Here is a 14486-nt window from a genome sequence, read left to right as displayed (position 1 = left end):
TTCGACCGGTTCCAGCATGCTCAAATCATCTTCGTCTTCTTTGCACGTCGCCATCGTCGGGGCGGGCGTGATCGGCGCGATGAGCGCGTGGCGCCTCGCACGGCGCGGCGTCAGGGTCACCTTGTTCGACCGCTATGCGCCCGCGCACGATCGCGGCGCGGCAGGAGGCGAAAGCCGCATCTTCCGGGTTGCCTGCAAGGAAGGCGCGCGGCACGTGCCGCTGGTGCGCGAAAGCCTCGCGATCTGGCGCGAACTGGAGTCGGAGGCCGATCAGCGGCTGCTGTATCAGACCGGCGTCGCGACGGTCGGCGCGGCGCACGCGCCCGGCATGCGTGCGATCCGCGAGACGGCGGCGGAGTTCGGCCTGCGGCTCGAAGCGCTCGATCGCGCGGCTGCGTCCGGGCGTTTCCCGCAGTTTCATCTCGCGCCCGAGGAGATGATGCTGTTCGATCCCGAAGGCGGCGCGCTGCGCGCCGATCTCGCGGTGCTGTGCGCCGTGGAGCGCGCGGTTGGGCTCGGTGCGAGCCTGCGAAACTACACGAGCGTCGATGCCGTCGAGTCGTTCGACGATCGCGTCGAGCTGCGCTCCGGCGATACGAAGGCGACGTTCTCCCATGTTGTGATGGCGCCGGGCGGCTGGGCCTCGTTCGATCCGGCGCTGGCCGCGCTGCCGCTCGTCACGCGGCGCATCTCGCTCGGCTGGTTCGCGCCGCGCGAGCCGGCCCGCTACGACATCGGCCATTCGATTGTGCTGATGCACCTTTTCGAGAGCGGCTACTTCTACATGTTTCCGAGCATGGACGGCGCGACCGTCAAGGGCAGCTGCAACATCGGCGGCTGGCCCGCCATCGATGCGCCGCAGGCCTTGCCGCGCAGCCTGCCTCCCGGCGAGCTGGCGCATCTGTGCGACGCCGCGGCAGCGGTCGCGCCGGGCTTGCGCCGGGATCCGGTGCGCATTGGCGTCTACATGGATGCGTATACGCCCGACGGCGAGGGCCTGCTCGGCTGCGTGCCGGGCGCGAAGGGTTCGCGGACGCTCGTCGCGACCGGCTTCTCGGGACACGGCTTCAAATTCTCGCCGGCGATCGGCGAGGCGGTGGCGCGGCTCATCGTGGAAGGCGAAGCGGGGCCTCAGGTCGCGCATCTGGATGTCGGCCGGTTTCAGGGAGTGCCGGCCTCCTCGACGCGTTGATGCTGTTTCCGCGTTCGGTAAAATGCAGCGCTATTAACGTCACCCAGGGAGTCCGATGATGGCAGAGTCGCCTGTCGAGGCACGCGACGTACCGTCGTCGCTCAGGTTCGAAGAGATGCTCGCGGCCAAGGCGCTGGACCGGTCATTGTCGAAACGCGAGCGCACGCGCTATGTCTTCGTGACAATCGCCGCGCGCTTTCTTCAGGACAACCCCGCGCAGAATCCGACCGTCGAATATTTGCTCGAGCAGTCGGGGCTCGCGCGCAGCACCTTCTACAACCACTTCAAGGATATCGAGAGTTGTGTCTTTGAAGTTTTGAACATGTTCTTCGAGTACATCGAGGGAAGCCGCGTGAGCAGCTCGCGGCACCTGCCGGCCTACGATGCCATTCTGGAGGCGAACCTGTGGTACTCGCGGGCCTATGCGTCGAATGCGAACCTGTTCACGGCCATTCATCGCAATGCCGAACTGTGCAAGATCCGGGAGCAGCGCAACGACCAGTGGGCGATGAAGGTCGTGCACGTCTCCGGGCGGCGGCGCGGGCGCGAGTTCACGGGGGCCGAGCGGATCGAGTATGCCGGGACCATCCGCATCCTGATCACGATGACCATCGAAACGCTGAGCGAGCGTTACATCAATAACGATGCGCTGATCAGCGAGGCCTTCCCTGATCCCGACGACATCGCAAAGAAGATCAGCGCGATCTGGCATGAAGTGATGAAGCGGTACGAGGGGGCGCACAGCTAGCGAGAAGCAGTCAGACCGAGCGCGATAGCGGCCACCTTTTCAGGGTCGACTTTTGCCCGATGCCGATGCCGACGTTGGATCGGATCGTCGATTCAGCATTGGACCGTGCTCGGCCACGAGCCGCCGGTCGAGGTTTCAAATAGGTCATATGTGCAGTCGTGTTGGCTGAGCGCGACATCCCGCTCTGCGAACGCCCGCTTTCCGCCTTGTTTAACGTCCGTTTCGGGTGGCGGATTCAACCGGTCGATGCAATAGTTTGCTGGAATCGCTCCGCTGGCGTTTCGTAACCCAAGGTCTTTCTTGGGCGCTCGTTCAGCCGTCGCGCCACGGCGTTGAGTTTGGCTTGTGAGTATATTGACAGGTCGGTTCCTTTAGGAAAGTACTGTCGTAGTAGCCCGTTCGTGTTCTCATTTGATCCGTGCTGCCATGGGTGCTGGGGATCACAGAAGTAGACCTGTATATCAGTGGCCACGGTGAAGCGCTTGTGCCCGGCCATCTCAGTTCCCCGATCCCATGTCAGCGACTTATACAGTTCCTGTGGTAGCTTGCAGGCGTGTTTGATGAGTGCATTAATGACCGTCTCACTGTCCTTATTGGTTATCTTGACCAGCATGACGTAGCGAGTTTGACGTTCGACGAGGGGTCGAAGACAGACGCCCATCGTGTTCTAATGCCAAGCTGTAAATAGGCAGCCACGCGTCGGAAACGCGTGGCACCCCGGTGTTACTTCGCTTGCGATGGCGAGACAGTTGGTTCTAGGCTTGCTTTCGTAGAAATCCCTGATTTCCACCGTTACGGTTCGGCGCGAAACCATTGGCTTGAAGCGTTTCGTCCGCGGTTTCGTAAAAGACGCCGATCTTCATGATCTCGCGTGCCTGCTGCGCGGTGGCAATCGGACGGCCGAACTCTCCGGCGATGCGCACCAGCTGCTTGATCTGTTCAACGGAGCTCATCTTCCCGGTGCGCGTCTGGTTCCACAGCACGTCCTCGATGCCGCATCGCACATGCAGCCCTAAGGCCATGCCGATCATGTTCACCGGCAACACATTCAGCACCGAACTTTCGACCGTTATGATCGCCCCGTCAGGGGCCGCACGCAGGAAGTTGGCGAGGTTATAGATGTTCGCCTGATCCATCCCGCCGCTGATCGCCACCCAGTTCATGACGAGCGGGCCTTTGTACACGCCTCGGCGAATCATCCGTTCGATCGTTTCGAAGCTGTTGATGTTGTAGCACTGAAACTCGCTCTGGATCCCGGCGGCAGTGAGTCGGCGAATGTGTTCCTCGACCCAGCTCGGGTTCGAGGGCACGATCATGTCCTTGTATGTTGCGTACAGGTGAGGGAACCCGCGCGATACACCTCTGAAGTCGTCGAGACCGGCATGCTCGGTCACGTTCATCTGTGTGGTGTTGACGGTCACGGTAACCTGATCAGGCTTTGGATCGAGTTCGGCGAGCATATGGCGCGTGTCATCGCTGAGCCACTTGGCGGCCTGGCCTTCTTCCGGTGCGAAGCTAATGGAGCCGCCGACCTGGATGACCATTTCCGGCACGCGCTCACGCACGCCGGCGATGAGCTCGTTGAACATGGACAGGCGCTTACTGCCGTGGCCATCCGGTTCGCGTACGTGCAGATGCAGCACGGTGGCGCCGGCTTCGTAGCAATCGACGGCCTTCTGAATCTGATCCTCCATCGTGATCGGAATGTCTTCGGGGAAGTCGGCGGGAATCCAGCCGGGCGCATACGGCGCGGCGGTGATGATCAGCGGCTGCTGGTTCTCGGGATACAGGTGGCCGTCGAGAAAGTTCATGGTGATGTCTTGATTAGGGTTGAGGGGTCCGGATGACTTAATCATCCAGCCAGAAGCGGCTGTTCCGCTTTGCATTCGATGCCTGTTATTTTGCTATTCGTGACATAGTGGACTACTAATCGATTAACGAATCGTCGCGACGGACGCGCGGAAACATTCAGTCGGCGCGCTTCGCTTCAGCGAGACTAAAGCGTCTTCCGAGCATGAATACCGCGAATGGCAGCACCGCCAGCAGCGGAAGCCAGTGCAATGCATCCTTGAGACCGAAAGCATCGGCTGCTGCGCCCGTCAGAAAGGGACCCGCTGCAAGACCAAGAATGTTGTTGAAGAGTGTGAGCGTCGCGAAGGCCGAACCATGAATGGCGGGTGATGTCGCTCCGGCGACGATCGGGCTGCATGTGCCGAAGGAGCTCGCAAGAAAGAACACGGCGGCGCCGAGCAGAGCGAGTTGCAACGAACCTTGAGGGACGCGAAAGGCAATCGTGAGCAAAACGCCCAGCGCAAGGCAGTACGTCGCGGCCATGTTCCATCGCTTGAGCGATGAGCCGCCGCATACGCGATCGGTGATCACGCCGCACATCAGTTGTCCCAGACCGCTGACGAGAACGAGGCCCGCCGCCGTCAACGCCGCCTGACTGACGGACATGTTCCAATAGCGGTTGAGATAACTCGGTAACCACACGAATAGCGTGCCCTGGATAAAAACTTGCAACGCACAGCCGAGATAGGCGCAGAACACCGATCGACTCGGAAAAATAGCCGCGATCAGTTCGGGCAAGGGTAACTTCGCGGAACCGTAGCTGACCGGCTCGACATCGTTCGGATGCGCGCGTTCGAGCCTTTTCTCGCTCACTACGCAGCAGTACACGACGAGCAGCGCGAAGCCGAAAATCGCCATTATGCCCATCGACCAGCGCCAGCCGAAATGCGTCGCGATGACACCCGATAGCGAAACGCCGAGCACCGATCCGAACGCGGCCGCCGAAGTGAAACCACCGGCGATGCTCGAACGCATGTGCTTCGGAAAGATGTTCACGAGAATCGCAATGCCGACGCTGCCATACGCCGCCTCGCCGACACCGACAAAAAATCGCGCCACCAGCATCTCTTCATAGGTGCTTGCGATAGCGCATCCCAAGGTGGCGACGCTCCACAACGCGACCATCAATGCAATGCTTTTCACGCGTCCCCAGCGGTCCGCGAAGATCGAAAACGGCAGCGTCAGCAAACCAACGGTGAACGGCACGATGCTGCTGATCGTGCCGAGATGCGTATCCGACAATGCCCACTGCGTCTTCAGTATCGGGAACAGCGCATTGAGCGCCTGTCGCGACATGTAGTCGGACAGCAAAAGACAGAACATCAGGGCGAACACCACCCATGCATAGGCGCGTGCGGACGCTCGCGTGGTCGGGATCGTTTCGGCTCGCACATCGTCAGCCGTGTATAGATTCATCGGATGTCTCCTCCTGTGATTGAACCACTTCTTCGGAGGAAGCGTATCACTCGATCTAATTTATGTCGACATTAAACAATTAGGGGTTAGACCTCATGCTTCGCGAAGCAGGGACGAGCGAAAGCGCCGGCGCGGCCGGGAGCGCCTTGCGCAGAGGATGAACGGGAGATCGATGTGAAAGCGCACCGGAACGGCCGGTGCGCCGGGCTTCAGTCTTGTGAAGCGAGCGATGTATTGCTTTTGGACCGCGTACTCCGCTTGGCCGTGGGAACGGGCATGACAGCTTGAACCGCGGCATCGCGTGCTTCGTCGAGACGTTGTGCGGCCAGAGCAAGCAGCGTTTCATTGTCGCGGCTGACAATGGCCTTATGCAATGCACGCCAGCGCTTGAGAGAAAGGCGAATGGTTTGCGGCTGAGCGACCATGCTCAGCCGCAGATAGCGCAGCGTCCGGAGCGAAATGGATTGCAGGATATCCACCAGCAGCCGGTTGCGGCACAGATCGACGGCGGCGAAATTCAAGAGAAAGCTCTCTACCGCATAGGCGTCCGGCGATTCATCGGCGGCCTTGGCGAGTCTCGGCAGCCGCTCGGATAACAGCGCCTCCAACTCGTCGGGGCTTTCGTTGGAGACTTGCTCCAGCATCGTCAGATAAAGCACGCTGCGCACGCGGAAGATGTCGCGGAGTTCGCTTTCGTCGGGCTCGGTGACGATCGCGCCGCGTCGCGCCTGAAATTCGATCAGCCGATCGCGCTCCAGAATGCGCAGCGCTTCGCGCACCGGCGCGCGGCTTACATGCAGCACTTCGCTAATATCTTTTTCGAGCAGGCGCTGGCCCGCCTTCAGCAGATCGAGCGTGATGACGCCGGCGAGCCGCGCCGCGATCTGCTCGGCGATCGGTGCGGATGCGTAGGCCCAGTCCTGGCCGCGCAGCACGGCGCGTTCGACGGCCAGCATCAGCGGATTTTTCGGCGTTAGGAGCGCGGAAAGGTCGGGGAGGTTCTGAGTCTTTAGTCGGGCCATGCCGGGTGAGTGACGCACGTCAAAGGTAAATAGCCCGATTTTATGTTCACGATCTGTGTAATGTCGACAAAAATCTCACACGATGTCGTCCGCTTCGAGTCGCGCGAGTTGCGTATCGTCCAGATCGAGCAGAGAGCGCAACACGTCGTGCGTGCCTTCGCCGAGCGATGGCGGCGCATGCCGCACCGGAGGACGCGCACCGTCCAGACGATAGGGCGGAGAAAGCACCTGCATTTCACCGCTTTCCGGATGCGGCAGATGCGTTACGAGACCGGAAGCCGTTGCACGTTCCGAGGTCAGTGCTTCATGCAGTCCGAGCACTTCGCCGCAAGGAATGCCCGCATTCTTCAGCCGTTCCAGCAACACGGCACGTTTGCGCCGCGTGAGTTCGCGATCGATCTCGGGCACGAGCACGGCGCGATTCTTTGTCCGTGCGATGTTCGTGCGAAAGCGATCATCCTCTGCGAGATCGGGCCGTTCGATGACCTCGCGACAGAATCGGTCGAACTGCGCGTTATTGCCGACCGTGATGACGAGCGGACCGTCTTCGGCATCGAACACACCGTAGGGCACGATCGACGGATGAGCGTTGCCGTAGCGCAGCGGATCCTGACCGGTCATCAACGCTTCGAGTCCGTAGTACGAGGCGATCATCAGACCGCAATCGAAGAGCGCCATTTCGATGTGACGGCCAGTTCCCGTTCGCTGACGTTCGAATAAAGCCGCGAGCACCGCCTGCGCCGCATACATGCCGGTGAAAAGATCGACGGCGGCGACGCCGAATTTGAGCGGCGGCCGGCCGGCTTCGCCGTTCAATGCCATCAGCCCCGCTTCGCCCTGCACGAGCAGATCGTAGCCGGGGCGCGCGGCTTCCGGACCGGTCGGATCGTAGCCGCTGATCGAACAATAGATGAGCGAAGTGTGATGCCGCTTCAATTGCTCATAGCCGAGGACGAATTTTTCGGCGCCACCGTGCCGGAAGTTTTGCAGCACGACATCGCATTTCAGCGCAAGCGCTTGCGCGATGCGTTGTCCATCGGCGGTTTGCAGATCGATCGTCACCGAACGCTTGTTTCGGTTCGCGCTGTTGAAGTATGACGTCTGCGTTGCGCCGACACGCAAGCCCCAGTCTCGCGTATCGTCGCCGCGCTGCGGATGTTCGACCTTGATCACCTCCGCACCGAGATCGCCGAGCACCGTGCCGCACCACGGGCCGGCCAGCACGCGGGAAAGATCGAGGACGCGCACGCCGGCCAGCGGCAGCGAAGCAGTTTGGTTAGGCATCGATATTCCTGATGTTGATGTGTCTGAGGCAATGTCTAAGATGACGTCACGCCGTCTGCGGTGCCCACGCGATCATTCTTGTCGATGGGCGTCACGTCCCGCACGGCCGCGACGATACGCGAAACATCGTGATCGTAGCTGCGCATGGCAATCACGAAGAACACCGCAGCCAGCAGGCTGCACAGCGGCGTGAGAGCCAACGCATGCTGCAAACCCCATCGATCGGACAATACGCCCGCGAGAAACGGACCGACCGCCAGGCCGAACATGTTCTGGAACAGAGACACCACTGCCGCACCCGTCGACCGCATGCCCGGATGAACCACGTCCATTGCGACGCCCGCCACGATACCGACCGTGCAGTTCATGAAGAACGCGCCAATTACGATCAGCATGAGTTGCGCATCGCCCGTATAGGGTCCGCCGAATGCGGTGACGAAGATCGCGCATGTCGTCACACACAACAGCGATAAGGCGGGCAGCTTGTTGCGTGGCGTGCGCTGCGTGAGACGCCCGACCACGATGCCCCAGAACGTGCAGCTCAGCGCGCTGACCAGCACCACGCCAGCCGCGGTGCTTGCGGCCGTTTCCACATTCATGTCGTGATAGCGATTCAGATAACTCGGCAGCCACGACCAGATCGCGGAAATGGTGATCAATTGCGCGGCCGCGCCGCCGCAAACGACCAGCAACGTGCGCGTGCGCAGCAAGGTGCCGAAGATGTGCCGGAGCGTTTCGCCCGCGCGCTGCGGCGCGGATGTCAGCGCTACCGTGTCGTAATCACGCACGCGCAGATAGATCAGCGCGAACACGAGTCCCGGTACGCCGACGACACCGAACGCTGCTTTCCACCCCAAGTGCGCCGCGATCATGCCGCCGAGAAACACGCCCAATACCGAGCCGAGCGTCGGCGCGGCGAAGAACACGCCGAGCGTTGCACTTCGCAGGCGCGGTGGAAACAAAGTCGCTATGAGTGCCGCGCCGACCGATCCATACCCCGTTTCGCCGAGGCCCACGATCGCGCGCGCGGTGAACAACTGGCTGTAGTTTCCTGTGAACATGCACAAGATTGTCGCGAGACTCCACGCAATCGCCATCACGACGACGCTTCTCACGCGGCCCGTGCGATCCGCGATCAGCGCAACCGGAATGCCGCCCGCCGCGACCACGATCGAAACGATCGACACCAGCGAGCCGAGTTGCTTGTCGCTGAGATGCCATTCGTTCTTGATATGCGGAAAGAGCGAGACGATCACTTGCCGGTCGATGAAGTCGAACAGCATCAGCGCGAAGGTCATCGCGAAGGCGAACCATGCTTCGCGGCGGCCCGTCAGATAGCGGTCGCGATGCGTGCTCGAAGGAAGATCGGGATGCGCATGCATGCTTGACTGTCTCCTGAAATCAGCGCCCGTGCCGACGCTTGCCCCGACTCTAGAGCGCATCGACATGCTCCGCTTTGCAAGTCGCGCCACATGCTTCACATTCGATGCCACGTCGACACCGTTCAGCGTTAACCCGCGTTGTCGGGAAATGTTTAGTGCGTGACCTGATCGGTCAAGTCGGTGACGAGACTCGACTCTAGACTGGCCTCAGGTGAGCGAGTGTTTTCAGTTCAATGAGGCAAGTCATGTTGAGCAGACGTGAGGTAGTGGTGTTGAGCGCGGCGCGTTCCGCGATCGGAACCTTCGGTGGTGCGCTGGCCGAGTTCGAGCCGGCGGATCTCGCGGGCAGAGTGATGACGGAAGTCGTCGCGCGTTCGGGCGTCGATCCGCAGGCAATTGAGTATGTGACCGTGGGTAACACGATTCCTGCCGACAGCCGCTTCGCCTACGTGGCGCGCGCCGCCGCAGTTCAAGCAGGCCTGCCGATGCGGACGGTGGCGATGTCTGTGAATCGATTGTGTTCGTCGGGTCTGCAGGCAATTCTGACGACCGCGCAGAACATCATGCTCGGTGATTGCGACTACGGCGTGGGCGGCGGCGTCGAAGTGATGAGCCGCAGCGGGCATCTGCTTGCGTCGCTGCGTAACGGCGTACGCATGGGCGATGCAAAACTCATCGATATGATGCTCGCAACGCTGACCGATCCGTTCGGTGCCGGGCATATGGGCCTGACCGCCGAAAATCTCGTGCGCAAATGGAATATCACGCGCGAGCAGCAGGATGCGCTCGCGGTGGAGTCGCATCGTCGGGCGGTGCGGGCAATCGCGGAAGGGCGCTTCGCATCGCAGATCGTGCCGATCGTGAAGCACACGCGCAAGGGCGAAGTCGTGTTCGATACGGACGAACACGTCAAGCCTGACACGACGATGGAGTCGCTTGCGAAGCTCGCGCCGTCGTTCAAAAAAGACGGCTCGGTGACTGCCGGGAACGCGTCCGGCATCAACGACGGCGCGGCCTTTTTAGTGCTGGCCGATGCAGCCGTTGCGAGCGGGGCAGGGCACGCACCGATGGCGCGGCTCGTGTCCTATGCGGTCGCGGGTGTATCGAGCGAAATCATGGGCGAGGGGCCGATTCCGGCGACCAAACAGGCTTTGAGAAAAGCGGGCCTTTCGCTCGATCAGATGGACGTGATCGAAAGCAACGAAGCCTTCGCCGCACAGGCGATCGCGGTTGCCCGCGGCCTCGAACTCGATCCGGACAAGACCAATCCGAACGGTGGTGCCATTGCGCTCGGGCATCCGATCGGCTGTTCGGGCGCCTTTCTCGCCACTAAAGCGATTTACGAGCTTCGGCGCATCGCGGGCCGCTACGCGCTCGTAACGATGTGCGTCGGCGGCGGGCAGGGCGTCGCGGCGGTGTTCGAGCGCCTGTAGCGCTGCGTATTTGTCGCGAGTCACGTGCATTGAATTCGTGTCGATGTGAATCGTAAGCGCCGACAGACTGCTTTTGCGATGAGCCGTCGCGTCTTTGCGCGGTAAATCGTGGTTAAGCAGTCGGACCAGCTGATGAATATATCGATTCGGAATACGAACTACAAAATCTTAGCGGCACGCTTTTAATAAAACCGACGCGAACTAACCGGAGACAAAATGAGGCACGCACGACTTGCGATCTCACTGATCGCCCCGCTGGCCTGCGCGCCCGCGTTCGCGCAGAGTTCGGTCACGCTGTACGGCATCGTCGACACGGGCGTCGAATACCTGACGCACGCAACACCGACGGGCGGCGCGGTCGCGCGCATGCCGGTGATCGGCGGCGGCGATGTGCCGTCGCGATGGGGCTTCAAGGGATCGGAAGATCTCGGCGGCGGACTCAAGGCCGTTTTCACGCTGGAGAACGGCTTTTCTCTTTCTAACGGCGCATTGCAGCAGGCTGGCCGGCTGTTCGGCCGCCAGGCCTATGTTGGCCTGAAGAACGACTGGGGACAACTCACATTCGGACGCCAGTACAGCATGATGACGTGGGCGATGATCGATGCGAATATCATCGGCGCAGCGGGAATCGGCAGTCTGGGATCGCTCGATAGCGCACTGCTCGCGGACCGCTTCGATAACGCGGTCTCCTACACGGGCACGTTCTACGGCTTCACCCTCGGCGCGACATATTCCTTCGGACGCGATTCATCGACGGCCGTGAATTGCGGCGGTCAGGTCGCGGGCGACGCGATCGCCTGCCGCGGACTGTCGGCCATGATCAAGTACGACGCGAGCAATTGGGGTGTCGCGACGTCGTACGAAGAATTGCGCGGCGGGCCGGGCTCCGCGCCCAACGCCGTGGTTCCGGGCGCGCCGGGCGTCGCGTTCACCAACTCAGGCGATACGGACCGCCGTTATCAGGTGAACGGCCATCTCACCGTGGGCGCGGTGCGCATCGGCGCGGGCTGGATTCACCGCCTCCTTCATGGCGATGCGCGCTCGGTCAAGACCGATATCGAATGGCTCGGCGCATCCGCCCTTTTCGGCGTGTGGCAATTCGATGCGCAGATCTCTCACATCGGCAACGCCACGGATGACGCCAACGGCACGCTCGGCGTGCTTCGGGCCAATTACTACCTCAGCAAGCGCACGTCCGTGTACGGCGTGGCGGGCTATATGAAGAACCACGGTAAGAACGCGATCTATTCCGTATCGGCGGGCACGGCCGTTCCCGCTGCTCCGTTCGGCGGCTCGAATCAAATGGGCTTCGAACTGGGCATTCGACATACATTCTGATTGCGTCGACGAGCAGCGAACTGCAAATGTACCATTGAGACATAAATAATGTCGACATGAATATAATTTCGCGATATGTTTCGCGAGAGGCATCGCGATGCGATCGTCCGTTCTTCAACAAGGACTCTTCAACATGGCAAAAGCAATTCGATTCGACGAAATCGGCGGCCCCGACGTGCTGCGTCTGGAAAATGTTCACGTGGGCGATCCCGGCCCCGGCGAAGCGCGCGTACGTCATACGTATGTTGCGGTCAATTTCATCGATGTCTATTTCCGCACCGGGCAATATCCGCTCGCGCTGCCCAACGGTCTCGGTTCGGATGCGGTGGGCGTGGTGGAAGCCGTGGGCGAGGGCGTCGACGATATCAAGGTGGGCGACCGCGTCGGCTATTTGCTCGGGCCGCAGGGCTCGTATTCCGATGTGCGCGTGATGCCCGCCGATGTGCTGATTCCTTTACCCGATGGCGTCAGCGACAAGACGGCTTCGACGCTCATCATGAAAGGCATGACGGCGCAGTACCTGTTTCGCCAGGTGTATCCGCTTAAAGGCCATGAAACGATTCTGTATCACGCGGCGGCGGGTGGGGTCGGCCTGATCGCATGTCAGTGGGCGCGCGCGCTGGGTGTCACGATGATCGGCACGGTCAGCACCGACGAGAAGGCCGAGGTCGCGAAGGCGAACGGCTGCACGCATACCATCGTGACGTCGCGCGAAAATATCGCGGAGCGCGTACGTGAGCTGACCAATGGCAAGGGCGTCGAGGTCGTGTTCGATTCGGTCGGCAAGGACACGTTGAATGCATCGATCGACAGTCTTCAGGTGCGCGGCACGTTGGTGAGCAACGGCACGTCGTCGGGTCCCGTGCAGATCGATACGCGCGTGCTGGCGCGCAAAGGCTCGCTCTGGGTCACGCGTCCCGCGATGGTTCATTACGCCACGCCGCGTTCGCACATGCTGTCGATGGCGCGCGAACTGTTCGATCTCGTGCTCGCCGGGAAGATCAGGAGCGAGCCCGGTCAGATGTACGCGCTTGCCGACGCCGCCGACGCGCATCGCGCGCTCGAATCGCGCAAGACGGTGGGTTCGACGGTTCTCGTGCCGTGATCTCAGAGCCGGCGCACGGCGCCACGCTGTGCGCGGCTTTCCTTCGCGCTGCATCCGAATTGTGTGTGGTACCAGCGCGAGAACGCGCTCGGTGATGCAAAGCCGAGCAGCGCCGCCACCTCGGTCAACGGACGATCGCCTTCGATGACATGCCGTGTCGTCAGTTCGCGGCGCACGTCGTTGAGAATCGTCGAGAAACTGTGGCCCTGTTCGGCGAGCCGCCGTTGCACCGTGCGGCACACCATGCCCATATGTTCCGCAACTTGCTCGATGCTGCATCGGCCGCCGGGCAGCAGTTGCAGGATCGTGCGCTGCACGGCTTCGAGCGTAGTCGCGTGCGGACGGGTCGATGCGTCGACCAGTTGTTGGGCGTAGCGCGCCATCGCGACATCGGCCAGTGGATTGCGGGCGTCGAGATCAGCCTTCGAGAAAATGATCGCGTTGAAATCGCAATCGAATTCGACGCACGGTCCGAAGAAGCGCAGATGCGTGCCGACATCTCGCGGCGGGGCGTGTTCCAGGCACACGCGCCGCGGACGCCAGTCGGGGCGTATGAGCTGGCGAATCAGCCGCACCATCACGCCGAGCGCGAGCTCAATCCGCTGACGTGTCGATTGATGTGCGTTGCCCGCTCTGACGGCTTCGCGAACGATGACGAGCCCGTCGTATTCCTCGACGGTCAGCGAGAGCGCATCGTTGAGCACGGGTTGATAGCGCATCAGCATGCCGAGCGACTCGCGCAGCGTGGGCTGATCGCGCACGAGCAGGCCGACCGCACCGAGATTCGACAACAGGCGCGTTTCAGCCATGCGCAAACCGAAGCTTTCGATTCCCGATAGCCTCGCGGAATCCTGAAGCAATTGTCCGACGCGTTCGACGGGGATCATCACATCGGGATTGTTGAGCACGGAAGGGCTGAGTGCTGCATCGAGCAGCATTCGCACGGGATCGAGCGCGCAAGCGCGCGCGACCTCACTGTAGTTGGTGAGACAGGCGGCGCGAACGAGTGATGACATCGTCGAAAGTAGAACTGTTGTCGTTAGTGGATAACGCCGTGACATTCATCGTCAAGCGCACTAGGCCAGCTGCTTTCACACTGAGCGTGCATCTCAATCTTTCTCTGTTGATCCAAGAACATGACTGAATCGAATACCGTTCTTATCGTTCCGGGACTGCGTGATCACGTTCCGGACCATTGGCAAACCTTGCTCGCCGCGAAGTTGCCGCGCGTGCGCACCGTCGAGCCGCTCGAACACGACAAGCTCGGTTGCACCGCGCGCGTCGTGGCGATCGCGCGCGCAATCGAATCGATCGAAGGTCCCGTGATCGTCGTGGCCCACAGCGCGGGGGTGATGATGCTCGTCCACTGGGCCAGCCGTCATGATTCGTCGAAGATTCGAGGTGCATTGCTCGCCGCGCCGGCCGATCTCGAAACGCCCATGCCCGCGGGCTATCCGACCATCGGCGCATTGGAGGAACACGGATGGCTGCCGATCCCGCGCGCAACCTTGCCGTTTCCGAGCATCGTCGCGGCGAGCAGTAACGATCCGCTGACGCGTATCGATCGCGCGCGCGAGTTCGCGCAAGCATGGGCAAGCCGCTTCGTCGAACTGGGCGCGGTCGGTCATCTGAATCCTGCGTCGGGACATGGTGAATGGCCTCGTGCAGAAGAACTCTTGAGCGAGTTGCTATAAGAGCGCGACACGGTTCAAGGA

General features: G+C 61.3%; 12 protein-coding genes and 1 pseudogene. 6 read left to right on the top strand and 7 right to left on the bottom strand.

All coding sequences use genetic code 11. The annotated features are described in order from the left end of the window. The first annotated feature begins 16 nt into the window (after nucleotides 1-16). Together AC1Z32_RS32615 and AC1Z32_RS32610 are read left to right on the top strand one after the other, a co-directional pair. Nucleotides 17-1192, top strand: coding sequence for an FAD-dependent oxidoreductase (locus tag AC1Z32_RS32615; RefSeq protein ID WP_483482944.1), 1176 nt, complete (start codon nucleotides 17-19; stop codon nucleotides 1190-1192). Nucleotides 1193-1250: 58 nt separating this feature from the next. Beyond that, a complete protein-coding gene (locus AC1Z32_RS32610; RefSeq protein ID WP_483482943.1) occupies nucleotides 1251-1940 on the top strand; it encodes a TetR/AcrR family transcriptional regulator in 690 nt (229 codons plus the stop codon). Between the two features lie 235 nt (nucleotides 1941-2175). Here AC1Z32_RS32610 and AC1Z32_RS32605 read toward each other — a convergent pair. The 6 genes and pseudogenes from AC1Z32_RS32605 to AC1Z32_RS32580 all read right to left on the bottom strand — a co-directional run. After that, a pseudogene (locus AC1Z32_RS32605) lies at nucleotides 2176-2580 on the bottom strand (IS30 family transposase); the annotation flags it as partial. 115 nt (nucleotides 2581-2695) lie between these two features. Next, nucleotides 2696-3751, bottom strand: a complete 1056-nt coding sequence (locus tag AC1Z32_RS32600) for a beta-keto acid cleavage family enzyme (RefSeq protein WP_483482942.1) — start codon at nucleotides 3749-3751, stop codon at nucleotides 2696-2698. Nucleotides 3752-3908: 157 nt separating this feature from the next. Beyond that, on the bottom strand, nucleotides 3909-5207 hold the full coding sequence (locus tag AC1Z32_RS32595) for an MFS transporter (RefSeq protein WP_483482941.1): 1299 nt from the start codon (nucleotides 5205-5207) through the stop codon (nucleotides 3909-3911). Between the two features lie 209 nt (nucleotides 5208-5416). Then, on the bottom strand, nucleotides 5417-6163 hold the full coding sequence (locus AC1Z32_RS32590) for a GntR family transcriptional regulator (protein WP_483482940.1): 747 nt from the start codon (nucleotides 6161-6163) through the stop codon (nucleotides 5417-5419). Between the two features lie 141 nt (nucleotides 6164-6304). Then, nucleotides 6305-7513, bottom strand: a complete 1209-nt coding sequence (locus AC1Z32_RS32585; protein WP_483482939.1) for a CaiB/BaiF CoA transferase family protein — start codon at nucleotides 7511-7513, stop codon at nucleotides 6305-6307. A 35-nt stretch (nucleotides 7514-7548) separates the two neighbouring features. Further along, nucleotides 7549-8895, bottom strand: a complete 1347-nt coding sequence (locus AC1Z32_RS32580) for an MFS transporter (RefSeq protein WP_483482938.1) — start codon at nucleotides 8893-8895, stop codon at nucleotides 7549-7551. A gap of 245 nt (nucleotides 8896-9140) precedes the next feature. On the opposite strand from AC1Z32_RS32580, the gene bktB reads away from it, so the two are divergent. The 3 genes from bktB to AC1Z32_RS32565 all read left to right on the top strand — a co-directional run bounded on the left by bktB (nucleotide 9141) and on the right by AC1Z32_RS32565 (nucleotide 12771). Continuing rightward, the gene (gene bktB / locus AC1Z32_RS32575) at nucleotides 9141-10328 is read left to right on the top strand and encodes a beta-ketothiolase BktB (protein WP_483482937.1); all 1188 of its coding nucleotides are present in this window, start codon (nucleotides 9141-9143) and stop codon (nucleotides 10326-10328) included. A 216-nt stretch (nucleotides 10329-10544) separates the two neighbouring features. Continuing rightward, nucleotides 10545-11666, top strand: a complete 1122-nt coding sequence (locus AC1Z32_RS32570; RefSeq protein WP_483482936.1) for a porin — start codon at nucleotides 10545-10547, stop codon at nucleotides 11664-11666. 133 nt (nucleotides 11667-11799) lie between these two features. After that, complete coding sequence (locus AC1Z32_RS32565; protein WP_483482935.1) at nucleotides 11800-12771, top strand: quinone oxidoreductase family protein; 972 nt, start codon at nucleotides 11800-11802, stop codon at nucleotides 12769-12771. A 2-nt stretch (nucleotides 12772-12773) separates the two neighbouring features. On the opposite strand, the gene AC1Z32_RS32560 is transcribed toward AC1Z32_RS32565, so the two are convergent. Continuing rightward, nucleotides 12774-13787, bottom strand: a complete 1014-nt coding sequence (locus AC1Z32_RS32560; protein ID WP_483482934.1) for an AraC family transcriptional regulator — start codon at nucleotides 13785-13787, stop codon at nucleotides 12774-12776. A gap of 120 nt (nucleotides 13788-13907) precedes the next feature. On the opposite strand from AC1Z32_RS32560, the gene AC1Z32_RS32555 reads away from it, so the two are divergent. Continuing rightward, nucleotides 13908-14465 carry an RBBP9/YdeN family alpha/beta hydrolase gene (locus AC1Z32_RS32555; protein WP_483482933.1) on the top strand — a complete coding sequence of 186 codons (558 nt, stop codon included), beginning with the start codon at nucleotides 13908-13910 and terminating at the stop codon, nucleotides 14463-14465. The last annotated feature ends 21 nt before the right edge of the window (nucleotides 14466-14486 follow it).

It is taken from the genome of Caballeronia sp. 11_S32, assembly GCF_056930355.1.
This window is presented reverse-complemented; position numbering and strand designations above follow the sequence as displayed.

What these genes read in the sequence shown, in the direction of transcription:
- AC1Z32_RS32615 (WP_483482944.1), top strand. Translation starts at nt 17, where the DNA reads ATGCTCAAATCATCTTCGTCTTCTTTGCACGTCGCCATCGTCGGGGCG.
- AC1Z32_RS32610 (WP_483482943.1), top strand. Translation starts at nt 1,251, where the DNA reads ATGGCAGAGTCGCCTGTCGAGGCACGCGACGTACCGTCGTCGCTCAGG.
- AC1Z32_RS32600 (WP_483482942.1), bottom strand. Translation starts at nt 3,751, where the DNA reads ATGAACTTTCTCGACGGCCACCTGTATCCCGAGAACCAGCAGCCGCTG.
- AC1Z32_RS32595 (WP_483482941.1), bottom strand. Translation starts at nt 5,207, where the DNA reads ATGAATCTATACACGGCTGACGATGTGCGAGCCGAAACGATCCCGACC.
- AC1Z32_RS32590 (WP_483482940.1), bottom strand. Translation starts at nt 6,163, where the DNA reads ATGCTGGCCGTCGAACGCGCCGTGCTGCGCGGCCAGGACTGGGCCTAC.
- AC1Z32_RS32585 (WP_483482939.1), bottom strand. Translation starts at nt 7,513, where the DNA reads ATGCCTAACCAAACTGCTTCGCTGCCGCTGGCCGGCGTGCGCGTCCTC.
- AC1Z32_RS32580 (WP_483482938.1), bottom strand. Translation starts at nt 8,895, where the DNA reads ATGCATGCGCATCCCGATCTTCCTTCGAGCACGCATCGCGACCGCTAT.
- bktB (WP_483482937.1), top strand. Translation starts at nt 9,141, where the DNA reads ATGTTGAGCAGACGTGAGGTAGTGGTGTTGAGCGCGGCGCGTTCCGCG.
- AC1Z32_RS32570 (WP_483482936.1), top strand. Translation starts at nt 10,545, where the DNA reads ATGAGGCACGCACGACTTGCGATCTCACTGATCGCCCCGCTGGCCTGC.
- AC1Z32_RS32565 (WP_483482935.1), top strand. Translation starts at nt 11,800, where the DNA reads ATGGCAAAAGCAATTCGATTCGACGAAATCGGCGGCCCCGACGTGCTG.
- AC1Z32_RS32560 (WP_483482934.1), bottom strand. Translation starts at nt 13,787, where the DNA reads ATGTCATCACTCGTTCGCGCCGCCTGTCTCACCAACTACAGTGAGGTC.
- AC1Z32_RS32555 (WP_483482933.1), top strand. Translation starts at nt 13,908, where the DNA reads ATGACTGAATCGAATACCGTTCTTATCGTTCCGGGACTGCGTGATCAC.